Below are 26,198 nucleotides of genomic sequence, written 5' to 3' on the forward strand. Positions count from 1 at the left end.
TTAGGAGATGGTAAGTATGGAAATTGACGAAATATTCAACAGACTGATTAAAGCATATTCTGATGAGAATCTGAATCACATAACAGGGAAATTGATTTTGCTTTATAAAAACAAGAGTTACAGTAAAGTCCGAGAAATAGTCAAACAACAGCTTGAAAATTAACTAAATGGGAAATATCACAATTGACAACTATTTAGATAGTCATTACATCCATCGAAGCAATTGGTTAAGAGCCGCAGTTTTGGGAGCAAACGATGGAATTATTTCAATTTCAAGTCTTGCAATTGGTGTCGCAACAGCAAGTACAACAACAGAACTGACCGTTTTAGCTACAGTTGCGGGACTTGTAGCTGGAGCTTTATCAATGGCTGCTGGTGAATATGTATCCGTAAGCTCACAGACAGATACTGAAAAAGCTGATATTGCAAGAGAGAAAAGGGAGCTTGAAGAAATGCCAGATGTAGAGTTAAACATATTAGCTCAAATCTATGAGAAAAGAGGCTTGAAAAGTAACACAGCTATGCAAGTAGCAAAGGAACTAACCGAAGTAGATGCATTAGGAACCCATATAAGAGATGAATTAGGAATTAATGAAATCAGCAAAGCCAATCCTATTCAAGCAGCACTAGCATCAGGTGCAGCATTTACAATTGGAGGTATTTTACCACTTTTAGTTATTCTTTTTGTGCCAGTAAAAGGATTAGAATATTGGCTCTATGGATTCACCATCATATTTCTAATTATTCTAGGAGCAACTTCTGCAAAAACAGGAGGTTCAAGTATCTCAAAAGCAATCATACGGATTACCATATGGGGTACAATTGCAATGGGTTTATCTGCGTTTGTAGGTTATCTTTTGGAGTTAATGTTTAACCTAAAAACGCCCAACAACACCTATACACAATAAACCTTCGGGATACTGCGCAAAGCTAAGCCGTGATGCATTTCCTTTTATTCTTAACAATCTCAAATAGCACAAGGCATAAGCCAAAGAGTATATCAAAAATGGGAACATAATTGAGTAACAAATGTGTGTGATTTTATGGTTTGAATGCGCCTCGAAAATGGCTCCATGCCTCAGACATTTCTTCCTTAAAGTGATCCCATTTTTCTACAGCGGCTTCCTTCCCCTCTTCCAGTTTCAGGTTAATATCATGCATCTTTCCAGATAAATCTTTCTTTCTTTCCTCCCACGCATCATCTGTTTCCATTTTTGCCAGATGTGCCTGAAGTCTGAATAGATCGAACCGAGTATGAAGATCATCCAAGCGATCTTTTGTCTCCGAAAGTAGCTCATTCGTATTGCCTTTAGTTTTTTGATATGCTTGGTTAACATCATGCTTCAGGTTATGGATTTTCTCACTCATCTTATGACGTTGTTCATCCAGAGCCTCTTCTGTTTCTGCTCTTCCAAGTGCCGCCTGAACTCTCAGCTCCTCCAAGCTTGTCTTAAGTTTGGCTGCTTTATCCTCTGTAAAACCCTGGGCTTGATGAAGCTTCTGTGAGACAGCATCTACCCAATCTTTTAGGTTCTCTTTTTGCTTTTCAAATTCATCCTTCGCCTCTTCCAAACCCAGATTTAATTGAACCCTTAAATGCTCGAGTGATGATTTCCATTCATCCATTTTTCTGTGCCTTTCTTCCATGTTTTTTTTCGTTTTGAATATTGAATAAAGGAATAGATATAATCAAACATTTATAATGACACTCATCAAGAAAATCAATAATAAACATCATTATTCTGAAACCGCAATGCCACTCAATCTACGTGATAAAAATCAGGATGTGTCCTAACACAAGTTATAATATGTTAGAATCTATAAACAGAGATTAAGCACTCAACATAATAACTGATTTAGCAAATGAGATTTGGTCTTAAAAAGCTTTTTTTTGTATTGTCTTGGTCTTTTTTCTCCTGCTCCAACCATGAAGATCAAATCAAGCCATCTATTTTACCTATAACTGAATCTGTATATTCTTCGGTTACCATTCAACCAGATAGCCTATATGAAGTCTATGCTGCGGTAAGTGGTATTGTAGATCAAGTATTCATCGAAGAAGGAGATTTGATCAATGAGGGTGAAACTGTTATCAAGATCACAGATATTACTCCCAGATTAAATGAGCAAAATTCAAAGCTTGTACTAGACCTTAAAAGAGCTAACTATTCAGGCAGTGCAAACATTCTCGCAGAGCAAGAAAATGAAATAGCTGTTGCCGCATTGAAACTTAAAAATGACTCAATCTATTTTGTCAAGCAAAAAAAAATGTGGAAACAAAACATAGGTACCAAGAATGAGTTCGATAACCGAAAACTAAATTATGAAGTAGCTCGAAAAAATCTGGATCTTCTTCAGAACAAATATGAAAGGACTCGACATGAGTTGGAAGCTCAACTGAAGCAAGCTGAAAACAGCTACATCAGTAGCTACACAAAAAGCAAGGATTACATAGTAAGAAGCAAAATACATGGCAAAGTTTATAAGGTTCATAAGAGTCCCGGAGAATTGGTTTCAGGACAGGAGCCTATTGCTTCTATTGGAAGCGAGGGCAAATTCATCATAGAAATGCTGGTGGATGAGGTAGACATCATTAGAATTAAAACAGGGCAAGAAGTATTGGTAGTACTGGATGCTTATGGAGAAGATGTATTCTTCGCAAAAGTTTCGAAAATAGTTCCGAGTATAGCGAACGAATCACAAACTTTCCTTGTAGAGGGTGAATTTGAAAACCAACCTGAAATACTGTATTCCGGACTCACGGGAGAGGCAAATATCATTATTTCAAAAAAAGAAGCAGCACTTTCAATTCCACTAGACTACTTGATGGATGATACATGGGCGATGACTACAGAAGGTAAAGTGAAAGTGGAAACAGGCGTAAGAAATTTTGAATATGTAGAGATCATCTCAGGGCTTGACTCTGGTAGTGTTTTAATAAAGCCGAACTGATGGTAAATTATTCAATCATACTTGGAATCGCTAAGATTCATCTCTTCTCAAAGTTCAAACAAACACTCATTGCAACACTAGGAGTTACCTTCGGAATTGGGACATTCATTACGTTGGTCAGTTTTATGACTGGGCTCAATGGATTGCTCGATGGATTGATTCTCAATAGCACACCTCACATTCACATTTTCAATGAAATAAAGCCTAGCGACAAGCAGCCTATAGACTTGCTAAAAGCTTTTGACAATTCCATGAAGGTGGTACACTCAATCCAGCCAAAACAAAATCAACTTAGCATTCACAATGCAATCCCCATTTTAAACCATCTTAGAAAGAATCCGAAGGTAAAGGGAGTGATTCCAAAAGTGACCACTCAGGTATTTTTTGTAGCAGGATCAATAAAGTTAAACGGTGTAATGAATGGCACTTACCCTTTAGAAGAAGACCGACTCTTCAGTCTGGGAGATTACATTATAGAGGGCAGTATACAAAAACTTGCCAATGTCCCCAATGGCATTCTCTTAGGAGCTGGGATTGCAAAAAAAATGTCTGTCGGGTTAAATGATAGGATACAGATCATCACCTCACAAGGAGACATCTTCCCATTAAGGATTGTAGGCATTTATCAAAGTGGGTTAGCTGAGATAGATGATACACACTGCTTCACAAATCTGAAGAAAGCACAAGGCATAATGGGTGAAACAGACAGCTATATCACTGATATAAATGTGAAACTTTATGATATGAATCTTGCAAGAGGAATGGCGAAGGAAATCAGCAAGAATTTTGATCTTACGGCTATCGATATCAAAACAGCAAACGCCCAATTTGAAACAGGAACCTCCATTAGAAATATCATTACCTATGCTGTATCTATTACCTTATTATTGGTAGCAGGATTTGGTATCTACAATATATTGAACATGTTCATCTATGAAAAGATGAATGACATTGCCATCTTAAAAGCTACTGGATTTTCAGGGGCAGATGTACAATACATTTTCATCACCCAAGCAATCATTATTGGTTTCGTTGGAGGTATCGTAGGATTGGTCATAGGGTATATCCTATCCAGCATGATTGCTCACACTCCCTTTGAGACACAAGCACTGCCAACGATAAAGACTTATCCGGTAAACTTCGATCCCGCTTACTACATCATTGGTATTACGTTCGCTATCATCTCTACTTTTCTGGCAGGCTACCTTCCTGCTCAGAAGGCTCGAAAAATTGATCCTGTACAAATCATAAGAAGTCAGTGATGATTGAAAAAGAACACATTCTGGTTGCTCAGAACATACAAAAATACTTTCATGATCCATTATTTCATGTTTTGAAAGACATCAACTTAACAGTCGAAAAAGGAGAATTTGTTTCTATAATGGGGAAGTCAGGATGTGGTAAGTCTACCTTACTGTACATCCTTTCAACGATGGATACAGATTATGAAGGAGAGCTTTCTCTTAATAACAAAAAACTAACTGGAATGACTAACAACGAGCTCTCGTTAATTAGAAACCAGCATATCGGTTTTGTTTTCCAGTTTCATTACCTGCTTCCAGAATTTACGGTTTTGGAAAATGTAATGCTTCCTGCCAAAAAATTGGGGATAAAGACCTCCGAAGAAATCGAGCATGACGCCATTGAAAAACTGAAACTATTAGACATTGATGATCAGGCAAAAAAGCTGTCCATGAAGATTTCAGGTGGACAAAAGCAGCGTGTTGCCATCGCAAGAGCTTTGATCAATGAACCGTCCATCATAATGGGCGATGAACCCACAGGGAATCTTGATAGCAAAAACGCAAGTAATGTTTTTGATATTTTCAAGCAGCTAAGTGAGGAGAATAATCTTTCGCTTCTGGTAGTAACTCACGACATGGATTTCGCAAAAGCTACTGACCGAATTATTCAAATGTCCGATGGAATGATCCTTTCGGATGTTCATAATCTAGGGTAGGTTCGGTTTTCGATAGAATTCACAGTTTTCATCAAAAATTAGAGGATCTTCTTCGATACATGTTTCTCCATTTTCCTCTCGTTCCATATACACATGATATTCACATAACTCTGGGGTGACTACATAATAGGCGTTTCCCACCCTCTTATCCTTATGCTTCAACCTCAAGTGATCACGTATACAAAACATTAGTTCACTTAGCTCGATCGTCACAAGGGTTTTAACCCACTCTCCATTATATCTAAATATGGCCGTCTTTTGTTGCCCAAAATGCTCGAATGATAAATGATAATTATCATCTTCAAAGGACCACAAGGCATTCTTAACGCTAGGAAATTTTCGATTAAAAGAATTTTCGACTTTCCTTGGTACTTGCACCAATAGGGTCAACGCTATTCCAAGTATTGTCAAAATCTTCATTAAGGAACGTTTGGTTTCAAAATCGAAAATTGTATGAAAGAAATCCTGATGAAAATGATTTAAGTCATTAAAGACTATGATAATTATAATTTTAACATCAAATAGTGGTATTCCTTTTATACTCACTGATGAGTTATAGCTTTCCTATTGATCAAAATCATACCGAAATCACGAGTTTATCCCTAAGCTTACTAAAGTGACGGTCTACAAGAAAGCAGTCTCATTATGAAACAAATTCAGCAATATCTAACAGAGGTAGTCTATGGTAGCATTGATGGTAGCATTAGCACCTTTGCAGTGGTTGCTGGAGCAGCTGGTGCCAACTTAAATAGTTCAATTGTGATTATTCTGGGTGTAGCAAATCTCATTGCCGATGGATTCTCTATGTCTATAGGCAGTTACTTGTCCTCAAAATCTGAGAAACTTCAATACGAAAAGTTTAAGCAACAAGAATACTGGGAGATCGAAAATTTACGTGAATCGGAAGTACAAGAGGTAAGAGATATATTTCAAGAAAAAGGGTTCAAAGGCACGCTCCTGGAAAGTGTAGTAAGCAAAATCACTGAAAACAGAGACGAATGGGTTGATATCATGATGAAGCACGAACTCAACATGATCAAAGAACAAAGGAATTCAGTGGCTATAGGCTTGGCAACATTTATATCTTTTCTAATCGCAGGAGCCGTTCCTCTTCTGATCTATATCTATGATTTCTTTCTACCTGGTCAGGTAAACCTTTTCTTTTACTCCTCTCTACTAACCGGTGTATCATTCATAGCCATTGGTCTTTTAAAAGGAATAGTGACTCAATCAAACAAACTAAGAAGAATAGTGGAGACATTATCATTGGGAACTATTGCTGCCACTTTAGCCTACTTCACAGGCGAGTTGCTCGATCAATGGATTGGCTGATAAACTGATTCATTATAGCCCTCCCCTTGACGAAAATCATAATTCTGATATTTTTCATCACGTACTATTGTACTGCTTCAAAAATGATAGTTATGAAGAAAATATTGATCATAGAAGATAATGTAGAAGTACGCGAAAACATTACAGAGATATTGGAATTAGCAGATTTTGATGTGAAAACCGCATGTAATGGAAAAGCTGGAGTAGAACTCGTAAACCAAGAGTTACCTGATTTGATCATTTGTGATATTACAATGCCTGAACTGGATGGGTACGGTGTACTTCATATTCTGAATAAGAAAGAAGCCTCCAGAAACATTCCTTTTATTTTCATGACTGCCAAGGCAGAGAAATCTGATATACGCAAAGGCATGAACCTAGGTGCAGATGACTACCTAACCAAGCCTTTTGACGATACAGAATTGCTTGATGCAGTGGAAATACGACTGAAAAAATCAGAGACAGCCAAAAGGGACTTTGGACAAGGATTAGAGGGACTTAATCATTTGATCGATGAAGCCAACAGTATTCACAATCTTTCGGAAATAAGAAACGAACGAAAAACGAGAATTTACAAAAAGAAAAAAGACATATTTCTAGAGGGGGACACTCCACTATCTCTTATGTACTTAAAAAAAGGTAAGGTAAAAACCTATAAGACCAATGAGGAAGGCAAAGAGTTGATCACTGGCATCTATATTGAAAATGATTTTTTCGGATACGAATCTTTATTAGAAGGTGAGTATGGAGAGTCTGCTACTACACTTGAAGAAACAGAATTGGTATTGATCCCAAAGGACGACTTTATGAAACTTATCTATGGAAATCCGGAAGTTTCTAAAAAATTCATTGAACTCCTTTCCCACAAAGTGGCAGAAAAAGAAAACCAATTGCTTCATCAAGCTTATAGCACAGTAAGGCAAAGAACAGCCAAAGCCCTCATTGAAGTAAACAAGAAATTTGGCAAACCCGATGAACCTACTTTTTTGAGTATTTCTCGAGAAGATTTGGCCAATATGATTGGAACTGCCACTGAAACAGCTATACGCGTTTTATCCGATCTAAAAGAAGAAGGACTCATCCAAATCGAATCAGGAAAAATTAAAATCACTGATATTGAACAACTTGAAATAGTCGCCAACAAGCACTTTTTAATTTAGAAATAACTACAAGAACCAGTTATGCCAATTAATTTTTGTGTACCGACAAAAAGCTTGTCTTTTCGGCAGTAGGAGAAATATTTCCAAACCATAACCCATCTTGATTGCTATGCAAGCTGATAAGTGCTGATGAGATATCACATTTCACCTGCCTAACGCAGGCAGGTTCGATATGACAATGTTTTTTTGATAAAACTAAATTACTAATTGGCATAGCAGGTTATCAGATCAAGATCATACTTCCACTTGATCATTCTCATACTCTCATTTAGGCATTCCTCACTTCTTTAATGCTTAGATGCAAAATTAGTAGTATGGGGTCTTTAGATGTCAAAGCAGTACAAACTGCACAAGAAAGAAGAATTCTGATGGATTCATTGTCTCGAGATATAGAGGCACTTGATTTCATGATCAAAGAAGGGCTCATTGAATCTTCTATTCAGCGCATTGGAGCAGAGCAAGAAGTATGCTTTGTTGACAAGAATTATCAACCTGCTCCTGTCAATTCAAAAGTACTGGATATCATTCGTGACAAGCATTTCACCTATGAACATGCAAGCTATAATGCAGAGATCAATTTGGACCCTCTTGAATTTACGCATGAAAGCCTCAACACTTTGGAAGCAAACCTGATCAAGCATATCAGTTATTTGACAAGCACTGCAAAGACAATCGATACTGACGTTGTGCTAGTAGGTATTCTTCCCACCATTGAAAGAGAACACTTGACCTCTGATTTCTTCACCCCTATCGGTCGATACAAGACCATAAATGATCTGTTTAGTGCAACGAGAGGTGAACCTTATGAATTCAGAATCGAAGGAGCTGACCAGCTAATTACCAAGCATGATAATACCATGTTCGAGGGATGTACTACAAGTTTTCAAGTTCATTTACAAGTTAGTGCTGAAGACTTCTCTAAGAAATACAATTGGGCGCAAGTCATAGCCGGGCCTGTATTGTCTATGGCTACCAACTCACCTTTGCTACTCGGCAAGCGTTTGTGGAGAGAGACGCGTATAGCCCTTTTCCAGCAGTCAATAGATGAGCGTAAATCTACTCATGGCCTCCTTGAAAAAGCCCCAAGAGTCACTTTTGGAACACACTGGATCAGTAATTCCATCACGGAGATATTTAAAGATGATATTACCCGATATCCGGTACTGCTGCAAAGCCTGGATACAGAAGATTCATTAGATCTACTCAAAAAGGGTGAAATCCCAAAACTAAAAGCATTAAGCATAAACAATGGCTCAGTATACCGATGGAACAGGGGATGCTACGGCATCACTAACGGGAAGCCTCACTTAAGAATAGAATGCAGATACATTCCATCCGGCCCCACGGTGGTGGATGAAGTGGCAAATTCTGCTTTCTGGCTTGGATTGATGAATGCACCACCCGACGAATACAAAGACTTGTCTAAGTTGATAGACTTTGAAGATGCCCGCTCAAACTTTATCAAAGCTGCTAGAATGGGCTTAGGTGCTCAGTTCAAATGGATCAACCACAAACGTATTCCAGCAAAAGAATTGATTCTATCCGAACTACTTCCATTGGCCAAAGAAGGGCTCATTAAGGCTGGAATAGTCTCAAGAGATATTCAAAAGTACCTCGGAGTTATTGAAGATAGAGTCAAAACAGAAAGTACAGGATCTCAATGGATGCTAGACGCATATAAGGAGTTCAAAAAAGAAAGCACTCCTTCCATTGCAGCAATGAATCTCACGAACGTAATGATCAAACAGCAAAAAAAGAACATTCCTATTCATCGATGGAAATCAACTTTTAATAAAGAAGAAATCGATCTATCACGCGATTTAAAAGCTGCGCAAATAATGTCCAGGGATTTGTTCACTGTGCGAGAGGATGATCCTGTAAAGCTTGCGAGCAATATGATGATCTGGAAAAATGTAAGACACATTCCGGTAGAGGATAAAAACGGGAAACTAAGGGGCCTTATCACCTCCAATCAAATACAAAAAGGACTTGGAAATACAGCAGAAATCATAGTAAAAGAAATAATGCTAAATGACCCAATCTCTATAAGCCCTGAAACAGACATAACAGAGGTAACAAAACTCATGACAGAACAAAACTTGAGCGGCCTACCTGTCACAGATAATGGTTATTTGGTCGGCATCATTACTGAACGTGATTTTATGAGACTTATTAAAAAATGGTTGAACCAAAAGAAAAGCCAATGGAACCGGTAATCATACCCATCAACAATAAAAATAAATCACAACTCAAACGAATCATTGGAACTTATGATCGAGGTGAATCAGGCACAACAATCATCTGCTTTTGTAGCATTCATGGCAATGAGCCGACAGGAAAAATAGCTTTTGAGCGCGTCATAGAAACTCTCAGGAGATTAGAACCCGATTTCGAAGGAAAAATCATCGGCGTATGGGGGAATATGACAGCAAGTACAGAGCACGAAAGGTTTATAGATATGGACTTGAACAGGGTGTGGACAGAAGAGCGCATAAAAATGTTGGATGAAGGATATGAAGATTTTCCTGAAGACCTTGTTGAAGATTTAGAGCAGAAGTATTTGTGGAAAATAATTCATCAGGAAATAGCAAAAAGCTTAGGACCCATAATTTTTCTAGATCTTCACACGACTTCTTCAGAGAGTCAGCCATTTATATCCATCAATGATACGTTGAAAAATCGCTTCTTCGCAAGAAGATATCCACTTCCCATTATCCTCGGATTAGAAGAACATCTTGATGGAACGATCCTTAGCTACATCAATGAACTTGGACACATTGCCATCGGGGTTGAGGGAGGACAACATGATGCCCTATCTTCCATAGAAAATCATGAAGCCATCATTTGGTCTACTCTATCATTCGCAGACTGCATAAACAGCACTCAAATACCAGAGGCGAAACATACGTATGAAGTATTAGCTAAGAATGCCCTAGATGGTAAAAGGATATTTGAGGTAAGATATAGGCATCAGGTAGATACTAATTCATCATTTACTATGAACTCTGGATACATAAATTTTCAGCCGGTTCGAAAAAATGAGGTTTTAGCAAAAGAGTTGGACAGCCAGGTGCAATCTCCAGAAAAAGGTCGGTTATTCATGCCTTTGTATCAAAAGCTTGGAAATGATGGGTTTTTCATTGTGAGAGAAATTAGAAAATTTTGGCTAGACGTATCAGCATTTCTTAGAAAAATCCATTTCCATCGCTTCATCCAGTTCTTACCTGGAATTGGAAAGTATAAGGAATTGGATCACACCATAGTGGTTAATAGAAAAATTGCGAGATGGTACGTGATTGACTTTTTTCACCTGCTAGGATTTCGCAGAAAACTAAAAGAGGGCAACAAAATGATCTTTATTCGAAGACCTCATGATCTCTAAAACAAAACATTGAATGAACATACGAATTAAGTTTTTAGGTGCAGCCAAGACAGTTACTGGATCAAAATATTTATTAGATATTGATAATTTACGATTGCTGGTTGACTGTGGATTGTTCCAAGGTGTTCGTGACCTGCGAGAACGAAATTGGAATGAATTCCCTATTGACCCCAAGACGATTAATGCAGTAGTGCTCACGCATGCTCATATAGATCACTCGGGTTATCTCCCCAGGTTGGTCAGACAGGGATTCAGTGGCCCAATTTATTGCACTGAAGCTACGGCAGATTTACTTGAAGTCATGCTGCTCGATGCTGCTAAACTACAAGAAGAAGAAGCCGAATGGGCTCATAAGAAAGGATATTCAAGGCACTCATCTCCACAACCTTTATTTACCATTGAAGACGCTAAAAAAGCACTTTCAATGCTTCAAGGTCATCCTTATGAAAAATCTGTACACTTGAATTCTAAGGTAGAAATTGTTTTTTCAGATGCTGGGCATATTTTGGGCTCATCTATCGTGTCTATGCAAATAGCAGGCAATGAGCAGATGAAGAAAATTATCTTTTCAGGAGACTTAGGTCCTGCTAATCATCCGGTGCTTCATCCATCCAAAAAGCTTCAAGAAGCTGATATCATACTTGTAGAATCCACTTATGGAAACCGAGAAGTGAAGACTGAAAATCCTATTCTCCTTTTTCAAGAAATCATCAATGAGACACTTCAAAATGATGGATGTCTTCTCATTCCCTCTTTTGCTGTAGGCAGAACACAAGCCATTTTGTACTACCTTAAACAACTTTTGGAACAAGGGTTGATCCCGAATGTGCCTGTTTACATTGACAGTCCAATGGCCATAAGCGCAACAGCACTTTACAGGAAACATCACGAATACCACAAATTAAAAAAAGCAGATTCTCCCAGTATTTTCGACTACAAAAATTTCCACTATCTACAGCCTCAGGATGCTTCAGTAGCGTTGAATAATGTCACTAAAAATGCAATCATCATCTCAGCAAGTGGCATGTGTGCAGGTGGAAGGATACTCCATCATCTATATCATAGACTGCCCAGAGAAAATGACACGGTTTTGTTTGTAGGCTATCAGGCAGAAGGTACGCGAGGGCGAAAAATCTTGGAAGGTGATGAGTTTGTGAGCATTTTCGGGCAACATGTTCCGATAAAATGTAACATCAGAAAACTCAACGGTTTCTCAGCTCATGGAGATAAAACAGAAATCCTTGATTGGCTAAGGCATTTCACTAATCCGCCCAAGCGGACATTCATCGTGCATGGAGAAGCAGAGAGCTCCTATCAATTAGCCAGGTCTATAAGAAAGATGGAGTGGAAAAATGTCATCGTCCCCGAATACTTAGAATCGTTTCAACTTTTTGAACATATCTGATACCTCGCTACAATCAATTTTCTAGCTGATCTACATCATTTCCTGAAGAGTTTTTCTAACTGAATTTGCAGTAAGAATTCAATCACTAAAGGAGATAAATTATGAAACGATTAGAAGGAAAAGTAGCGGTAGTAACAGGAGCATCTCTGGGCATTGGTGAAGCTACAGCCGAGCTCTTTGCAAAAGAGGGCGCCAAAGTGGCAGTTACTGATGTACTGGATGAAGAGGGAAGAAAAGTGGTCGACAAAATAGTACGACTCGGTGGAGAAGCTGCTTATTGGCACCTTGATGTGACAGATGAAAAAGAAGTAAGTACCGTCTTAAAGGAAGTATTTGATAAATGGGGAAAGCTGAATGTACTGGTAAACAATGCCGGAATTGCTGGAGCTAATGCACCTACCGATCAGGTTACTGAAGAAGAATGGGATCAAGTGATGGCCGTCAATGTGAAAGGTGTATTCTTCTGCACCAAGCATGCTGTTCCTTACATGAAAAAAAGTGGTCCTTCAAGTATCATCAATTTGTCATCCATTTATGGAATCATAAGTGCCCCTGATATTCCTCCATATCATGCATCGAAAGGAGCTGTAAGGTCAATGTCCAAAACAGATGCGCTATTGTATGCATCGGAACAAATTCGTGCAAACTCTATTCATCCTGGTTTTATCTGGACTCCTCTCGTAGAAGATTTTTTAGGTCAAAGTGGAGGCAGCATCGAAGAAGGAAGAAAAGCCACTGACGAGCTTCACCCCATCGGACACATGGGAGAGCCTGACGATATCGCATATGGCGCCTTGTATCTGGCTTCCGACGAATCAAAGTTTGTAACCGGAGAGGAGCTGGTTATTGATGGTGGATATACAGCTCAATAAATTCCTGATTTCAACAGAAAAATTATGAAAAAAGCAAGATTACTATTACTCACAATAGTATGTGCATGTAGTTCGGTACAGATATTCACAGATTATGACAAGGAAGCTGCTTTTGCCGGTTATTTAACATTTGAGATGGGGCCTCCTTCAGAGAATTTACCAAACGATCCGATCATCAATGATCTGAATGGTCAGCGGATAAGAAAAGCCATTGCTCGTCAACTAGAAGCTCGTGGCTACAGACAAGCTCCTCAGGCCGATTTAATGGTCAATATCTATGTGAAAATAGAGCAGAAAACAGAAGAGGTAACTCGATATGACGGACCATATTTTCCTTATCATTCAAGATTCTGGTACTACGGGTATTGGGGAAATTATTACAATTTTTGGGGTTCAGGATGGGGCTACACTACCGTCCATGTTCGAGACTATGACGAAGGAACACTCATCGTGGATCTTGTAGATACCAAAACAAAAAGACTGGTGTGGCACGGTGTTGCCACAGGCACTCCTGAAAAGTTCAAAAAGAAAACGGAAGAGCGAATAAATGAAGTAATTGAAAGAATGTTTGATGAATACCCATATCGTGCAGGGGATGGCTTCCAAAATTGACTAAGGTCCAGAATATCACAAACCTCAACGATTTACTATCTTCCTTTGAAAAACTAGATTGAACTAACTAAAATGAAAAATAACTCCATTGGCATCATTGGAATGGGTTGGGTCGGGTCCAGTGTTGCAATATCAATACTGCAAAAAGGGTTGTGTAAAAAATTGTTGTTAAATGACATCAATATGGACATTGCTGAAGGCGAGGCAATGGACTTAAACCATGGGTCTTCATTTTTTCCCACTGCTGATACACAGGCTTGCTCTATACAAGACATGAAGCATTGCGATGTGATAGTAATAACGGCTGGCCGAGGTGGAAGACCAGGCGAAACCCGATTGGATTTACTCAAAGAGAATATCAAAATCGTGAAAGATATCTCATCCCAATTAAAAGAATATAAAGGCATATTAGTCATTGTATCAAACCCCGTGGACGTACTGACTTATTACTATCAAAAATTCACCGGTTTGCCAGTTGAACGAGTCATAGGCACAGGGACTATGCTAGATACCGCACGTCTTCGCGAGATGATTGGTAAGCGGATAAAGGTTGACCCTAAAAGCATTCATGCCAATGTCATTGCCGAGCATGGAGATTCAGAAGTAGTGCTATGGTCCTCAGCAATGGTGGGTGGCATGCCCCTTCGAAACTGGGAAGGTTGGTCTACCTCCGATGAAGAAAACATCACTATCCAGGTTCGCAAAGCAGCTCAAGAGATTATTAAACGAAAGGGAGCTACCAATCATGCTATTGGATTGGTAACAGCAACACTGCTGAAATGGTTAATGTATGGGCACAAAAGAGTGTGCAACATTTCCTCTACACTCAATGGTCCCTATGGATTAAGTGATATCGCACTTTCTGTACCTACCCTCATTGGTGAAAATGGAATTGACCGACTCATCGAAGTAGAAATGACTTCTTCAGAACAAGAAAAACTAGCACTTTCCGCTCAAGTATTGCGGAGGGCCATTGACAGTGTGGCGTAGTAATGTGTAGGATGTTTCTCTCTATTTCGTACACTTCTTAATAAGCTTATACGCCCAATCATAATGGCTGGATGTGGCTGAAATCAGATAGGCTCCTAAAGAAGTAGTTCCTGTCCATTTATATCTTTTCTTTTCAAACAGTTCCTCATCTGAATGCTTATTTATAAGATCACTCATTTTTTTGTGTGTACCTGCAAATAACTCTCTAGACTTTTCCAGGGAATTGCCGGAATACTTTTTCTGAATTTCCCGATTGAGGTCAGGAACAGTTTTCCAGGTATATCCTTTAGCAGGAATATCAGGCTTCTCTCCAGTCATTCCAACTTTATACCAGTCTATCACCATAAGATGCCAGTGATGCAAATGGCATATCACGTCACTAATATTTCTATTGAGTGTGCCTTCTGGAAAATCACTTTGCCTTTTTATCTCGAGCAGTTGATCTATGAAATCATTCAGTTTTTGATAGTTTTTATCACTTAGTGATACTAACTCATTCTTTGTTGTTGGTCTTGGCATAATTATAAAATTTGTTTTCTCATTAAATTTCTCTGGCTACTACTTTTTCATGGCCACTGCTCTTTTGTCCTTCGGCATTTTTTCAATAGCGTAACGTAAAGCAGTGCGAGGCATCTCAGCCTTGTTCTTCATAACAAAATCAAATACTTCATCTTGATGATGTTTGCTTGCCACTTTGAGCATCCAGCCGTATCCCTTTTGTACTAAATCATCTGTGTCCATCAATAATATATCAGCAAGCATCAAGATTTTCTCCAAAAACTTACCCTTCCTGGCCGGAACTATTAGTGATACAGTAGCCGCTCTTCGCATCCATCTATTCGGAGATTGAGCCCATACTTTCAACTCTTCCAAGTATTGAGGGTACATCTCCAGGAAGCTCCCAATCGTATGATTGCAAAGTGTATCGCATGATGCCCAGTTGTTCACATATGACTCTACCCAATGCTGAAATACTTCAAAATCCTCTTCCTGAAATTTCTTTCGAATAGAATAAGACCACTCACATGCCACAAAAGCTTCTTCCAGATAGCCAGATTTCCACAATTCTGTACATAAATCAAACAAGGTTGCTTTGGGAGTGCCACTCAAAACTTTGTAATACTTCTTTGCAATCTTGCGCACAATGGCAGTTTTCGTCCCGTAGTATTTGATGGGCTCCTTAAAAAAGTGCTTCCCAGACAGGCGTGTCTTTTCGTCTACATTACGTTGAATATCCTCTTTGACATGCTTGATTACATCTTCGAAGATTATAGAGGAGTTATTCATTCCATTGATCACTTTAGAGAGCATAGGACTATCTCAAATAATAAATGTTCCTAAATCGTAGTGAGATCTTCCCGAAGCAGGATAGTCCTTTGCTTCCTCGAGATGGGCATTCTTAAAGACAGAGCTCTTATATGTTTCATTCTCGCCCTTAAAAACTTTAAATAAATATCCGGGTGTCTTTCCAGAAAAGAGCCACCTACCTTATAGTCTTTGCTGTGCACAATAATTTGAGCATGTCCAAAATCATCTAGTGAGGATTCACCTAAATAATCGTCTACCACCAGATCCTTATCAAAGAAATGCACAACATAATCATCTCCCTTCAAGGGTTCCTTATTTTCCTTGCTGATCAATTTTACATGTAAATGGACGTCTTCTTTCTTTTTCATGTGTATTGCATATTTTTTAATTAGCACTTAATGGAATTTAATGTAAGCCTCTTATCATTTTTAGGACGGTATGAAATAAGATTCTTATGGACATTCCATGATAGAATCTAGGCCGCTTGCAGGAGTGATACTATGATTAAAGTCAGGCTTTGATACTGAAAAATGTCCTGTTTCAAAACCTGTGGTTAGGCGTTGTTTAAAGGATCTCAGATGGTCCCACTGTAACTATGTACGAGTACCCAGAGTCCTTGATGGTTGAGGTGTTTTGATAAACGTCTGGCAATTGGTACTTCAATATTCTTCCAGGTCTTTTTATACCTGTGTAAATACCTTAAAAACCCTCGTCCGATTCCGGGCTTCATCTTCATTGATGAAATGATGTATAATAACCATGGCTGGATCAATCGTCCCTAATCTTTCAAAAGCCAAGCAAAGTTCTTCCTCTGGAATATCTCTTTGATCCAGTGACAAAATGATCTTGTCAAGAAGTATCGTTGATCCCGACTCATGATCTTCCAAAATAGCATCGATTTCCCTTCTAAATTCTTCCATAACTATTCTCATTGGGTGTACCACGAAGCAACTTATTAACACGAACTGTTTCCATGAACATGATCAGTTAAAAGCATAATGCTTATCAGCTAAAAACCACTTTGATGGCGTATCTCATGCTTATAATCTGAGTTTGGCTTGAATGACCTAAAATCAAGAGTTTATCAATTCCTGAAACACTTCATAATAACCTAATTTCGAGCTAAATATTTATCAAGAATCATCAAAACATGTCATCTTGATTGAAAAGAAAGATCTTTCTTCAACTCAGAGATCCTTTAAGAAAAAGTAATGATTTTTGAAGTTACGAAGATTCTTCCTGCGTCCGCCTGAACGGACGGGCAGGTCAGAAAGACAGGTTTTGGTGATTCTTAAATCGAACTGAGGTTAATAAGTTTATAGGCCCAATCTCCATGACTGGAAGTTGCCGTAATGGCTATGCATAAGAGTTCTGCGATTTGTGATGGAACTTCTTGATAAGCATCAACCCTAAGACTGATGAGGATCATTTTCTTTGTTTTCCTTAACTACTACTCTTAAGACATTGATGAATGAACCATAGTGTAATTAAATACTCAATTTAGATATAGCATTTATTTATGTCAGTTAAGAATAAATACAAAACGTTGTGTAATCTGCGAAATTATTTAAAGGTGTTCACCCTATTGTGTGGAGCCTTGCTAGTAAGTAGTTGCAATGAGCAAGCACGCGGATTTGCATTGCCTGAAGGTGAAGTTCTTGAAGGAAAAGTTATCTATATGAAGTTTTCTTGCAATGAATGCCATAGTATTTCGGATATCGAGTGGAAAGGCGGAAGTGATAGCCTTAACATACCTCTCGGTGGTGAAGTAACTAATAAGAAAACTTATGGAGGTTTGGTTACCTCAGTTATCAATCCTTCTCATGAAATCGCACAGCAATACAAACAAGAGGGCTCTACCGAAGAAGGTCTTTCAAAGATGGAGAATTACAATGAAGTGATGACTATCCAAGAACTCATTGATCTAGTGGCTTTTCTTCAATCGGAGTATAAAATAAAAGCGCCACCAGAAAATTATTACTATCCTTACCCTCGTTAAGGATGATTTATGCTTAGAGCATATGATCGGCCTTTTCAGGCCAAAAATGACCATACGGAAAGATTCAGTTTATCTAAAAGAATAAAGGAAAGTTACGGTTACTTCTCGATGATAAGACAAAACCACCACTAATATTCTTATTAAGGTTACCCATAGGAAAGACAGCTATTTTCTTATCTTTAGGTAAAGCTTCAATAAAACCTAGAAGTCGACGGTAGTTTGAATCACTTAACAATCATTCAAATAAAACCAGCATCTGAGCTGCCTCCACGCACCTTCCCATGTCATTCAAACCAATGGTTCCTGGATAAAATCTTCGCTCATCATTCAGATCTTTTATTTTGTAATACATTTCCTCATGATCCGCATTTGCCACCTTCTTTGAACTACCATATCCAGCCGCTTTTAGGACAAAGGCAAATGTATGATTGACCCATTTAATCCTGGAAAGATCAGTTAGCTTCCAGAGTGTATCCACTTCCTCCTTGTCCAGACCAGTATCTTTAACAAACTGCTTTCTTTTCGAGCTTTCATTGATAAATTCAAATAACTGGAGTGTACTTGCAATACCTGTTTTCTTTAATATGTCTACTGTAATCTGGCTCATTCCTGGAAAATCCTTAATCCTGTTTGGTTTGGGATGAAAGCCGTTAACTACTCTCCTAGGCACAGTAAGGTAATCTTCCGGAAGACCGCTTTTGCTAGCAAATTCTTGGAGATTAGACTTACTTCTCAATATTATTCTCAATTGCTCAAGGTTGTCAATTCCTAGTTTCTTTATGCTTTTCAAATGATCGATATTATCCCTTAATATCATCCAGCTTGGAATAAGATTTGATGTCTCCAACCATTCCTTGAAGAACTCGATCGTCATTTTTTCAAGGTTGATGTAATAGCTCATATAATTTATTTTTGATTATCTCTTGCTTCAATTATAACTCTCATTAAACACGACTACTAGCGAAGTTCCGTAGCACAGAGCTACCAAAATGAAAATTGCCAGCATACTATATTGTACAGTTGGATTTTGAGAGCCTTGAGGATAAATGATCTGTAAAACCACTCTCATACTCCATAGAATAGTCGAGATACCCAACATTACACCCAATGAAAATTGATCTTGGATAATCCTGAATACAAAAAGCAAATTGGCCACACCCAGAAGTAAAAGTGATAATGAGAAGAAAATGTTAATCGCTCTAACTGCTACTATCAGCTCAGTAGCTGTCTTATAGATATAACTATACCAATCCCAAATCTGTGGCGCGAAGAAGTGCCAGATTCCAAAAATGATAGAAGCAATGCTCCCTATTGATGTAAGAATTTTTACGAGCATATTTAAGTTTTTATCAAGCGGATAGGATATTAATAATTGACCATTTTTGGAGATTCATGTCGATTTTATTTTGCTAAACCGCCTCAATATCCTCATAGCTCTCAGCGTATTCCAGCGACTGGGTTTACCTGCTTTTTCCATCTCAAAATGCACTTGTCCTGGATGCTTGGCTTGCACATTCCAGGTTTGATCCTTGTTTCGCTTTTTTAGCAACACTTTCATTGCCTCTTCCATGCGATTATCCCAAGGTGTCTTCGAATACTGGAAATAGTCCAATGCCTTCAGTATATCATACCTCCATCGGCATGGGTATGATAATTTTAAGAAGTCTTTACGAATAATATCACCTGTTCTGTCGGAGATAAAAAGTTGATGTTGCAGGATAAATTCTATGGATGACTTTTGAGCAGACTGTAATTCTTCTAATCTGTATGTGTATCCATTTCGCTCATACTCTGTTATTCCTTCTAGTATAGATAGCGTGCTGTGTAAAGAGCTATGGATTGCTCCGGATCTATTAGACCTACAATTAAATCCACCATCCTCCATAAGTTGAGACAAAATGAAGTCAACCACCGATTGAAGCTGTACTTCCTCGGATTGAAAGTAACAGGCATAATTAAGAAACATCCCATTAAGGCAAACATCACTTACTTGTACCGTTCCTGCAGGATTAATGCCACCATCTTCCCCCTTTTCATTCATTAAAATCAAAATGATGGCTTCTTTTAATAAAGGATGATTTGGTGATATGCAAAGGTTTCTTAAATCCATAAGTGTGTAGTGAGATGAAGTCCATTTCGGTTGATAAAATTTCTTCCCCCAGTGACCGTCAAAGTTTCTTCTGGATAAGAACTCACTCCCCCAACCTTCGATGGCTATCCTACCTTGAAGGTCTTTTCGATCGTTATCTAATAAATCCCTATGCACCTGATATTGAATGGAAACATCTCCATCCAATAACCAGTCTATGATTTGATCGTTATTCATCTTGGAACAAAAGCTATGGCATGGTTCTGAATATTATATCCCACAATGGAGAAGAAACTCCAAATGCCTTTTCAGGATTCTTATAATGATGAATCGCATGATTAGTCCACAAAGTTTTCCAGAAGTTTTTTGGGGGATCAAATGCATGCACCATGTAATGAATCCATAGATAGGTAGCATAACCCATTAAAAATCCGGGTAAAAAGGCAAAGACGAGACTTCCCAAAAGAAATTTAAAAAAGAAAAAAAATCCCACACTGAGCAAAGCACTCAGGGGAATAGGCATAGCCAATCGATCCTTGTCTTTTGGATAATCATGATGTACTCCATGAATGGTGTAAGTAAACTTCGCAGCGTGATCTGTTTTGATTGGAAAATGAAATAAGAATCGATGCATCAAGTATTCTACCAATGTAAAAGTCAGAAAGCCTGCCATAAACAAGAGTACGGTACTCACTAGTGTGATGAATGAATGCTGAAACCCATGGTACAAGAGTCCTATAGATATCATTGAAAAAAACACTAGAGGTACAGCAATATGTGTTCTGGTAATCTTCTCCAAAAGCTTATTGCTAAAAAGCTGTTTAGTGCCTTTTGTGTGAGGTTTATTCGTAATTTCCATATCTGAATATCATTACTAAATCCTCCAAAATAATATGATCAAGCTCATTGAAAAATATGTTTCTTCTTATCTGATTTGAGGAAGTGATTGTCTTATAAAATTCGGTTTGCATCATTCTATGAATGAACCTTTTCCTTCATAATAGAGATTATCACATTCTTTATTATGAAACCTTAATGGTTAGTAGTTTTTGCTTAACACCATGGTTTTTGAATGGCAAATATCTGACTGGACGATCTGCTGCTTTTCTTTTGTAGGACTCCATTATCAATCTGGACATCAGATAACATACTGTGGACTCAGCTCCTTCATTGAGATTTGGATGATCTTCTTCCAGCCCATCATAGCAACCTCCAGATATGGGGTTGTAAATAATTTGATTGAGATGGTTATTTCCCAAAAACCACTCAAAAGCTGTTTTTAAGTAATCCTTGTATTTTTTATCTCCTGATATTCTATAAAAATTATCCAACGCGAGTATGGTGTAAGCCACATCAATAGGTTGCTCTCCATAATGAGTATTCTCTTCACCCTTATGCATCCAGCCTCTATTGGAAATGACTTTGATTTTCCCTTTTTTGAAAATCTTTGAGATCAAAAAGTCAAGCGATTTGATTGCTACTGCCTTTTTATGGTCATTCTTAATCAACTCGCTTGATAACATAAGGGCCTCCGGCAACACGCTATTGGCATAAGTGAGATACCCTTCAAACCAATACCAATCATCGTGTGACTGATCTTGGTAATGCTGGATAAGTCGATTACTTAGGCTTTCTACAATCTCCGTAAATGTCTGGTTCTTAAGGTATTGATGATGGTAATAAAGACCTTTAATTACAAATGCCATAGAACGAGGGGATTTGACTCTAATCATCCAGTCCGCGGCTTGAGACAAAGCGATGATGGCTTTCGTAACAAGATCATGCGGCAGAACTTTGTGGTTCGCCACGAGGTAGCCCAACGCCCAGACCGCACGACCATTAGAATCTTCCAAATTTGTATAATGATTCTGCTTATGAAACTCTCCATAGATATCTACATAATTATTGAACCTCCCGTTAGGCTTCTGACAGTATTTAATGAATGTAAAATATTTTTCAATTAAGATTAAGTCCTCTGGATTTTGAAACTGAGAATAGTGCATGATAGTGCCTATCATCGCCCTTGCATTGTCGTCCAGCGTGAAGCCAGAGGACAGGTCTGGAATACCTAATGATGAAAACTGTAGAATACCCTCATCGGTGGTCATCCTTTTTAGATGCTGGAGTGAAATATTTGGATAACTGTACTCGAATTGATCTTCTGATGGCAAACATTTCTTGAATAGATCAGCATATTGAATAGCCACATTTTCCCAGACAGTTATCCGAGTTTTATGAAAAGCATTTAATGACATCTCCACCCGCTTATTATGACTGGAAAGGAGTTCATTTGTTTCATTTGCCAATTGTGTATGGTCTTCAAAATCAATTATTCTTCCTACATTTTCATCCAACATTTCAAGCGCATGCGGTATAGGTGTGGAGACTATCGGACATGCGCAGCTAAGTGCATAGGCAAATGTTCCGCTCACTGCTTGATTAGGATCCTTCGATGTAAACAAGTACACATCGGTCATCTGCAGATACTCTAATAGTTCATCAAGTGATAAGTATTTATTGATGAATAAGACATGCTCTTCAATACCCAGTTTCTTCACTAAACGTTTTAGTTTACTACGATAAGTTTCTCCATCTCGCTTTACCAGCTCGGGATGTGTTTTTCCTAATACAAGGAACTTTACACTTGGATGGGAAGCTATGATATCCGGAAGAGCCTTAAGAGTAGTTTCGATACTCTTATTCGGACCAAGTAAGCCAAAAGTGGATAAAATTAAATGACCACTTAAGTCATATTTTTCTTTGAGTGATTCTGGCTTTTTCCAATTAACCAAATGCGTTCCATGAGGGATAACAACCACTTTCTTCTTACTAATCCGATAGAATTTTCCAAGCACGTTCGAAGCATTTTTTGTCATCACCACCACTTTTTGCGATTTGGAAATGATCTTTTCAACTACCTTTTTTAATTCCTTATTTGGAGAAGGTAGCACGGTATGGAATGTGGTATAGATAGGTTTTTTCAACTGTCCTAATAGATCCAAAAGGCTCTGTCCGTATTTACCTATAAATAATCCAAATTCGTGCTGAAAGCAAACCCCTACTATGTATCCATCTTCATTGATGTCATTTGCCACATCCTCTACATCCTCAGGGTCTGTAACATCCAGTTGATAACTAACTTCCTCTGGATAGTTTCTCTCCACTTTTCCATTATCCAAAGCGCAGACTTCTATTTGAAATGTTTCTCCAAATTGCCTGCTAAGTGCAGAAATTAAATCCAAGCTAAATGTGGCAATACCACATTCACGAGGTGGGTAACTGGTGAAAAACACTATCTTCTTCTTTTGCTGGTTCATAATTAATCCTTTTTAAGCTGGTTTAGTAATTCGTTTAATTTGATAGTGGCCACTCCTACTCTTTGATCTGCAGCTCCGTAATAGATGTATAAGTGATCTTCTGCCACGATTGCCCCCGATGGAAAAATGATATTGTTCACTATTCCCTCTTTTTCCCATTTAAGTGTTGGTGAAATCAATGGGTTCTTCAATCGGGCAATCTCTATTTGGGGATTATGAAGGTTTAATAAGGCTGCAGAAGCATGATACTTGAATCCTTGTGGAGTATCCTGAGCGGCGTGGTATATCAACAACCATCCCTTTTCCGTTTCAATTGGAGGACACCCTCCTCCTATGTGACTAGACTCGTAGTAAAGCATAGGATCCATCACGATGTGTTTCTCCAGGTTCATAAAATAGTCCTTCCAAAATTCGTGAGTGAGTTCTTCAAAACTGTTGAAATAAACAATTTGAATTCCTGGGTGAATGCGATGCAGCAACGCAAATTTTCCATTGATTCTCCTGGGGAAAAACATCAGGTTTTTATCCCAAATTTTCAACTTACCAGCTACCTCAGGTCCTAGCCCATGCTCCTTGAAAATTTTATAATGAAAAAAGTATTTCTCATTTAGGCCAGGGGAGCATTCTACAAGATGTTTGTACTCTCGATAAGTTAGTTGCGGAGTAATCACCCCTCTTTTTTCAAACTTTTTAAGATCGCGAGAAGTGGCTACTGCTCCTGCTGCATTTATTCTATCATAAGCCGTATATGTCATATAATATGTGTCATCCACTTTGGCTATGCGAGGATCTTCTATCCCCTGAGATTCGTATTTATGCTCGGGAAATAAGATCGGTTTTTTATGTCTTTTTCCTACTCGATCTGGCGTGTCAAGGCGACAATAGCCGATAGAGCTATAATTACCCACTCTTACCGCTCGATAAAAGAGATGGATGCTATTATTATCAGCAATCACCGCAGGATTGAACACTCCTTCGTTTTCAAAACCCAATTCCGTTTTGTCCAGAAGCATTCCTAATTTCTTGATTTTCTGCATGATTTAAGATTTGAAGGCTTAATCAACATGCTCTGGCTTGAATGAACCATGAGGTAGGTCAATTTTTTGACTGATCCTTAAAGCTGTCTCAGACCTGATCAAGGTTATGCATTTTGATGAGATAATTCATGGAAGCATATGTATTCAGTCTCTATTTTGATTCTGAAATGAGTAGGATGATTGTAGTTGTCTTAGGATTACCTGGATCAGGTAAAAGCTACTTCGCAGAAAAGTTTGCAGAAGTAATAGGAGCACATTACATCAGTTCGGATCAAGTGAGAGTAACACTCTTTGAGGAGAAAGATTACTCATTGAGAGCAAAGGAAAAAGTATATCATGAGATGTTGAGACTAGCAAAAGACTCATTAAAGAATGAAAATGATGTAGTACTAGATGGCACTTTCTATTTGAAAAAATGGAGAGGAGTGGTAAGAAGCACTTTTGAGAGAATAGCCAAATGTTACTTCATAGAAGTACAAGCTTCTGAAGCATTGATAAAAAAGCGAATTCAGAAGAAAAGATTTTTTAGTGATGCAGATTTTGGAGTGTATCAACAATTGAAGAGGGTATTTCAACCGATGAAAAGGCCACACTTGGAGCTTGATTCAACGAATGAAAACATAGAGGAAATGATCAAAATATCATTGGATTACATACAGCTAAATAAAGAAATATGAAAAGGAAAGAAATTGAATCATTGGTACAATCACTTAAAAAAGAAGGGGAAGTACAACTGATTGAGACGCATATCTCATGGATCGTTCTCACTGAGGAGTTTGCATACAAATTTAAGAAACCTATCAGGTATTCGTTTCTGAACTATTTCAAACTGGCCCGACGAAAATACTATTGTGAACGAGAGGTTGAGCTAAACAGCAGGTACAGCGATATCTATCTCGGAGTGGTCCCCATTTATAAGTCTGAGGGAAAAATACAGTTCAAAGGTGATGAGTTGATTGATTATGGAGTGAAAATGAAAAAAATCAATTCAGACTTTCAAATGGATCATATGATTGAAAACAACCTGGCAACCTCAAAAGCGATAGGTAAGCTTGCCAAAACAATCGCACAATTCCACCACGACGCTGATGTTACAAGAACAAACTTCTCCGTAAGGGATGCCTGTCAAAAATTCAATGATATATACACGATCAAAAACTTCCTTTATCAAGAACTAGGTTTAAAAGCAGAGCAGCAAATCAATGATGCGATTTTGGAAAGCAATCATTACTTAAATAGCAACATCGATCTTTTTAATAACAGGGTTAGATATGGATTTGTAAGAGATGTCCATGGAGACCTTCATTCAAAAAACATCTTCTTACTCAATGAGCCTATCCTATTTGACTGCATTGAGTTTAATGATGACTTCCGGCAGATAGATGTGCTCGATGAGATCGCTTTTTTGTGCATGGATTTGGAAGCCAGAGAGAGGGAAGATCTCAGTAAAAATTTTACTACGGCATATCTTAACACTTTCCCAATCATCAGTAGTGTAAAAGAGGAGCGGCTTTTTGCATACTATAAATGCTATAGAGCTAATGTAAGAGCAAAGGTTAATGCTTTACGAGCTAAGCAAGCTGAAAATACGCAAGAAAAGCATCGTCTTCTTCAAGAGGTCTCAAAATACCTGGACTTGATGACCAAGTATGTATCACAATTTACTGGGAGTAAGACCATAGAAACTTTCGAGGTAATATATGATTACAATCAACTTTTTGTATGATGAGTATGATGGAAGATCCATAGAGTATCAAGTAGAATAAATAACATTAATAGATCA

The 26,198-nt window shown here is 38.2% G+C and carries 27 protein-coding genes; 15 read left to right on the forward strand and 12 right to left on the reverse strand.

Annotated features, from left to right (window positions below; all coding sequences use genetic code 11):
- Positions 1-167: 167 nt before the first annotated feature.
- Positions 168-908 carry a VIT family protein gene (locus tag ABJQ32_07990; protein MEP5289576.1) on the forward strand — a complete coding sequence of 247 codons (741 nt, stop codon included), beginning with the start codon at positions 168-170 and terminating at the stop codon, positions 906-908.
- Positions 909-1,041: 133 nt separating this feature from the next.
- On the opposite strand, the gene ABJQ32_07995 is transcribed toward ABJQ32_07990, so the two are convergent.
- Positions 1,042-1,647 carry a hypothetical protein gene (locus ABJQ32_07995; protein ID MEP5289577.1) on the reverse strand — a complete coding sequence of 202 codons (606 nt, stop codon included), beginning with the start codon at positions 1,645-1,647 and terminating at the stop codon, positions 1,042-1,044.
- A 216-nt stretch (positions 1,648-1,863) separates the two neighbouring features.
- On the opposite strand from ABJQ32_07995, the gene ABJQ32_08000 reads away from it, so the two are divergent.
- The 3 genes from ABJQ32_08000 to ABJQ32_08010 are packed head-to-tail and all read left to right on the forward strand — an operon-like array spanning position 1,864 to position 4,912.
- Complete coding sequence (locus tag ABJQ32_08000) at positions 1,864-2,952, forward strand: HlyD family efflux transporter periplasmic adaptor subunit (GenBank protein MEP5289578.1); 1,089 nt, start codon at positions 1,864-1,866, stop codon at positions 2,950-2,952.
- Positions 2,952-4,214, forward strand: coding sequence for an FtsX-like permease family protein (locus tag ABJQ32_08005; protein ID MEP5289579.1), 1,263 nt, complete (start codon positions 2,952-2,954; stop codon positions 4,212-4,214). Before ABJQ32_08000 ends, ABJQ32_08005 begins: the two co-directional genes overlap by 1 nt.
- Positions 4,214-4,912, forward strand: a complete 699-nt coding sequence (locus ABJQ32_08010) for an ABC transporter ATP-binding protein (protein MEP5289580.1) — start codon at positions 4,214-4,216, stop codon at positions 4,910-4,912. Before ABJQ32_08005 ends, ABJQ32_08010 begins: the two co-directional genes overlap by 1 nt.
- On the opposite strand, the gene ABJQ32_08015 is transcribed toward ABJQ32_08010, so the two are convergent.
- A complete protein-coding gene (locus tag ABJQ32_08015; protein MEP5289581.1) occupies positions 4,904-5,332 on the reverse strand; it encodes a hypothetical protein in 429 nt (142 codons plus the stop codon). The genes ABJQ32_08010 and ABJQ32_08015 overlap by 9 nt on opposite strands.
- Positions 5,333-5,557: 225 nt before the next feature.
- Here ABJQ32_08015 and ABJQ32_08020 point away from each other — a divergent pair, with 225 nt between their 5' ends.
- From ABJQ32_08020 to ABJQ32_08055, 8 genes are all read left to right on the forward strand, one after another.
- The gene (locus ABJQ32_08020; protein MEP5289582.1) at positions 5,558-6,244 is read left to right on the forward strand and encodes a VIT1/CCC1 transporter family protein; all 687 of its coding nucleotides are present in this window, start codon (positions 5,558-5,560) and stop codon (positions 6,242-6,244) included.
- A gap of 92 nt (positions 6,245-6,336) precedes the next feature.
- Positions 6,337-7,404 carry a response regulator gene (locus ABJQ32_08025; GenBank protein ID MEP5289583.1) on the forward strand — a complete coding sequence of 356 codons (1,068 nt, stop codon included), beginning with the start codon at positions 6,337-6,339 and terminating at the stop codon, positions 7,402-7,404.
- Between the two features lie 314 nt (positions 7,405-7,718).
- Positions 7,719-9,620 (forward strand): CBS domain-containing protein, encoded by a 1,902-nt coding sequence (locus tag ABJQ32_08030; protein ID MEP5289584.1) that lies wholly within the window; start codon positions 7,719-7,721, stop codon positions 9,618-9,620.
- Positions 9,584-10,786, forward strand: a complete 1,203-nt coding sequence (locus tag ABJQ32_08035; protein MEP5289585.1) for a succinylglutamate desuccinylase/aspartoacylase family protein — start codon at positions 9,584-9,586, stop codon at positions 10,784-10,786. Before ABJQ32_08030 ends, ABJQ32_08035 begins: the two co-directional genes overlap by 37 nt.
- Before the next feature lie 13 nt (positions 10,787-10,799).
- Entirely contained in the window at positions 10,800-12,191 is a 1,392-nt protein-coding gene (locus tag ABJQ32_08040) for an MBL fold metallo-hydrolase (GenBank protein MEP5289586.1), read from the forward strand.
- Between the two features lie 101 nt (positions 12,192-12,292).
- Complete coding sequence (locus tag ABJQ32_08045; GenBank protein MEP5289587.1) at positions 12,293-13,063, forward strand: glucose 1-dehydrogenase; 771 nt, start codon at positions 12,293-12,295, stop codon at positions 13,061-13,063.
- A gap of 24 nt (positions 13,064-13,087) precedes the next feature.
- The gene (locus tag ABJQ32_08050; GenBank protein MEP5289588.1) at positions 13,088-13,675 is read left to right on the forward strand and encodes a DUF4136 domain-containing protein; all 588 of its coding nucleotides are present in this window, start codon (positions 13,088-13,090) and stop codon (positions 13,673-13,675) included.
- A gap of 72 nt (positions 13,676-13,747) precedes the next feature.
- Positions 13,748-14,665: an L-lactate dehydrogenase gene (locus ABJQ32_08055; protein MEP5289589.1), complete on the forward strand. Its 918-nt coding sequence runs from the start codon at positions 13,748-13,750 to the stop codon at positions 14,663-14,665.
- Positions 14,666-14,686: 21 nt separating this feature from the next.
- Here ABJQ32_08055 and ABJQ32_08060 read toward each other — a convergent pair whose 3' ends face one another.
- The 4 genes from ABJQ32_08060 to ABJQ32_08075 all read right to left on the reverse strand — a co-directional run bounded on the left by ABJQ32_08060 (position 14,687) and on the right by ABJQ32_08075 (position 16,893).
- A complete protein-coding gene (locus tag ABJQ32_08060) occupies positions 14,687-15,184 on the reverse strand; it encodes a ClbS/DfsB family four-helix bundle protein (GenBank protein MEP5289590.1) in 498 nt (165 codons plus the stop codon).
- Between the two features lie 39 nt (positions 15,185-15,223).
- Entirely contained in the window at positions 15,224-15,976 is a 753-nt protein-coding gene (locus ABJQ32_08065) for a DNA alkylation repair protein (protein ID MEP5289591.1), read from the reverse strand.
- Between the two features lie 26 nt (positions 15,977-16,002).
- Complete coding sequence (locus tag ABJQ32_08070) at positions 16,003-16,341, reverse strand: hypothetical protein (protein MEP5289592.1); 339 nt, start codon at positions 16,339-16,341, stop codon at positions 16,003-16,005.
- Positions 16,342-16,653: 312 nt separating this feature from the next.
- Positions 16,654-16,893: a hypothetical protein gene (locus tag ABJQ32_08075; GenBank protein MEP5289593.1), complete on the reverse strand. Its 240-nt coding sequence runs from the start codon at positions 16,891-16,893 to the stop codon at positions 16,654-16,656.
- Positions 16,894-17,546: 653 nt separating this feature from the next.
- Here ABJQ32_08075 and ABJQ32_08080 point away from each other — a divergent pair.
- A complete protein-coding gene (locus tag ABJQ32_08080; GenBank protein ID MEP5289594.1) occupies positions 17,547-17,972 on the forward strand; it encodes a hypothetical protein in 426 nt (141 codons plus the stop codon).
- Between the two features lie 235 nt (positions 17,973-18,207).
- On the opposite strand, the gene ABJQ32_08085 is transcribed toward ABJQ32_08080, so the two are convergent.
- From ABJQ32_08085 to ABJQ32_08110, 6 genes are all read right to left on the reverse strand, one after another.
- Positions 18,208-18,873: a DUF4332 domain-containing protein gene (locus tag ABJQ32_08085; GenBank protein MEP5289595.1), complete on the reverse strand. Its 666-nt coding sequence runs from the start codon at positions 18,871-18,873 to the stop codon at positions 18,208-18,210.
- A gap of 27 nt (positions 18,874-18,900) precedes the next feature.
- A complete protein-coding gene (locus ABJQ32_08090; protein ID MEP5289596.1) occupies positions 18,901-19,308 on the reverse strand; it encodes a hypothetical protein in 408 nt (135 codons plus the stop codon).
- A 54-nt stretch (positions 19,309-19,362) separates the two neighbouring features.
- A complete protein-coding gene (locus ABJQ32_08095) occupies positions 19,363-20,298 on the reverse strand; it encodes a hypothetical protein (GenBank protein ID MEP5289597.1) in 936 nt (311 codons plus the stop codon).
- A 13-nt stretch (positions 20,299-20,311) separates the two neighbouring features.
- The gene (locus tag ABJQ32_08100) at positions 20,312-20,920 is read right to left on the reverse strand and encodes a sterol desaturase family protein (protein MEP5289598.1); all 609 of its coding nucleotides are present in this window, start codon (positions 20,918-20,920) and stop codon (positions 20,312-20,314) included.
- A 163-nt stretch (positions 20,921-21,083) separates the two neighbouring features.
- Complete coding sequence (locus tag ABJQ32_08105) at positions 21,084-23,378, reverse strand: glycosyltransferase (GenBank protein MEP5289599.1); 2,295 nt, start codon at positions 23,376-23,378, stop codon at positions 21,084-21,086.
- 2 nt (positions 23,379-23,380) lie between these two features.
- A complete protein-coding gene (locus ABJQ32_08110) occupies positions 23,381-24,415 on the reverse strand; it encodes a hypothetical protein (protein MEP5289600.1) in 1,035 nt (344 codons plus the stop codon).
- A 128-nt stretch (positions 24,416-24,543) separates the two neighbouring features.
- On the opposite strand from ABJQ32_08110, the gene ABJQ32_08115 reads away from it, so the two are divergent.
- The gene (locus ABJQ32_08115) at positions 24,544-25,092 is read left to right on the forward strand and encodes an ATP-binding protein (protein MEP5289601.1); all 549 of its coding nucleotides are present in this window, start codon (positions 24,544-24,546) and stop codon (positions 25,090-25,092) included.
- The gene (locus tag ABJQ32_08120; protein MEP5289602.1) at positions 25,089-26,141 is read left to right on the forward strand and encodes a hypothetical protein; all 1,053 of its coding nucleotides are present in this window, start codon (positions 25,089-25,091) and stop codon (positions 26,139-26,141) included. The genes ABJQ32_08115 and ABJQ32_08120 overlap by 4 nt, the downstream gene beginning before the upstream one ends.
- Positions 26,142-26,198 lie beyond the last annotated feature (57 nt).

Source organism: Marinobacter alexandrii (assembly GCA_039984955.1).
Taxonomy (GTDB): Bacteria; Bacteroidota; Bacteroidia; order Cytophagales; family Cyclobacteriaceae; genus Ekhidna.

Coding starts and splice junctions, on each gene's coding strand:
- ABJQ32_07990 (MEP5289576.1), top strand. CDS start 168: ATGGGAAATATCACAATTGACAACTATTTAGATAGTCATTACATCCAT.
- ABJQ32_07995 (MEP5289577.1), bottom strand. CDS start 1,647: ATGGAAGAAAGGCACAGAAAAATGGATGAATGGAAATCATCACTCGAG.
- ABJQ32_08000 (MEP5289578.1), top strand. CDS start 1,864: ATGAGATTTGGTCTTAAAAAGCTTTTTTTTGTATTGTCTTGGTCTTTT.
- ABJQ32_08005 (MEP5289579.1), top strand. CDS start 2,952: ATGGTAAATTATTCAATCATACTTGGAATCGCTAAGATTCATCTCTTC.
- ABJQ32_08010 (MEP5289580.1), top strand. CDS start 4,214: ATGATTGAAAAAGAACACATTCTGGTTGCTCAGAACATACAAAAATAC.
- ABJQ32_08015 (MEP5289581.1), bottom strand. CDS start 5,332: ATGAAGATTTTGACAATACTTGGAATAGCGTTGACCCTATTGGTGCAA.
- ABJQ32_08020 (MEP5289582.1), top strand. CDS start 5,558: ATGAAACAAATTCAGCAATATCTAACAGAGGTAGTCTATGGTAGCATT.
- ABJQ32_08025 (MEP5289583.1), top strand. CDS start 6,337: ATGAAGAAAATATTGATCATAGAAGATAATGTAGAAGTACGCGAAAAC.
- ABJQ32_08030 (MEP5289584.1), top strand. CDS start 7,719: ATGGGGTCTTTAGATGTCAAAGCAGTACAAACTGCACAAGAAAGAAGA.
- ABJQ32_08035 (MEP5289585.1), top strand. CDS start 9,584: ATGGTTGAACCAAAAGAAAAGCCAATGGAACCGGTAATCATACCCATC.
- ABJQ32_08040 (MEP5289586.1), top strand. CDS start 10,800: ATGAACATACGAATTAAGTTTTTAGGTGCAGCCAAGACAGTTACTGGA.
- ABJQ32_08045 (MEP5289587.1), top strand. CDS start 12,293: ATGAAACGATTAGAAGGAAAAGTAGCGGTAGTAACAGGAGCATCTCTG.
- ABJQ32_08050 (MEP5289588.1), top strand. CDS start 13,088: ATGAAAAAAGCAAGATTACTATTACTCACAATAGTATGTGCATGTAGT.
- ABJQ32_08055 (MEP5289589.1), top strand. CDS start 13,748: ATGAAAAATAACTCCATTGGCATCATTGGAATGGGTTGGGTCGGGTCC.
- ABJQ32_08060 (MEP5289590.1), bottom strand. CDS start 15,184: ATGCCAAGACCAACAACAAAGAATGAGTTAGTATCACTAAGTGATAAA.
- ABJQ32_08065 (MEP5289591.1), bottom strand. CDS start 15,976: ATGCTCTCTAAAGTGATCAATGGAATGAATAACTCCTCTATAATCTTC.
- ABJQ32_08070 (MEP5289592.1), bottom strand. CDS start 16,341: ATGAAAAAGAAAGAAGACGTCCATTTACATGTAAAATTGATCAGCAAG.
- ABJQ32_08075 (MEP5289593.1), bottom strand. CDS start 16,893: ATGGAAGAATTTAGAAGGGAAATCGATGCTATTTTGGAAGATCATGAG.
- ABJQ32_08085 (MEP5289595.1), bottom strand. CDS start 18,873: ATGAGCTATTACATCAACCTTGAAAAAATGACGATCGAGTTCTTCAAG.
- ABJQ32_08090 (MEP5289596.1), bottom strand. CDS start 19,308: ATGCTCGTAAAAATTCTTACATCAATAGGGAGCATTGCTTCTATCATT.
- ABJQ32_08095 (MEP5289597.1), bottom strand. CDS start 20,298: ATGAATAACGATCAAATCATAGACTGGTTATTGGATGGAGATGTTTCC.
- ABJQ32_08100 (MEP5289598.1), bottom strand. CDS start 20,920: ATGGAAATTACGAATAAACCTCACACAAAAGGCACTAAACAGCTTTTT.
- ABJQ32_08105 (MEP5289599.1), bottom strand. CDS start 23,378: ATGAACCAGCAAAAGAAGAAGATAGTGTTTTTCACCAGTTACCCACCT.
- ABJQ32_08110 (MEP5289600.1), bottom strand. CDS start 24,415: ATGCAGAAAATCAAGAAATTAGGAATGCTTCTGGACAAAACGGAATTG.
- ABJQ32_08115 (MEP5289601.1), top strand. CDS start 24,544: ATGGAAGCATATGTATTCAGTCTCTATTTTGATTCTGAAATGAGTAGG.
- ABJQ32_08120 (MEP5289602.1), top strand. CDS start 25,089: ATGAAAAGGAAAGAAATTGAATCATTGGTACAATCACTTAAAAAAGAA.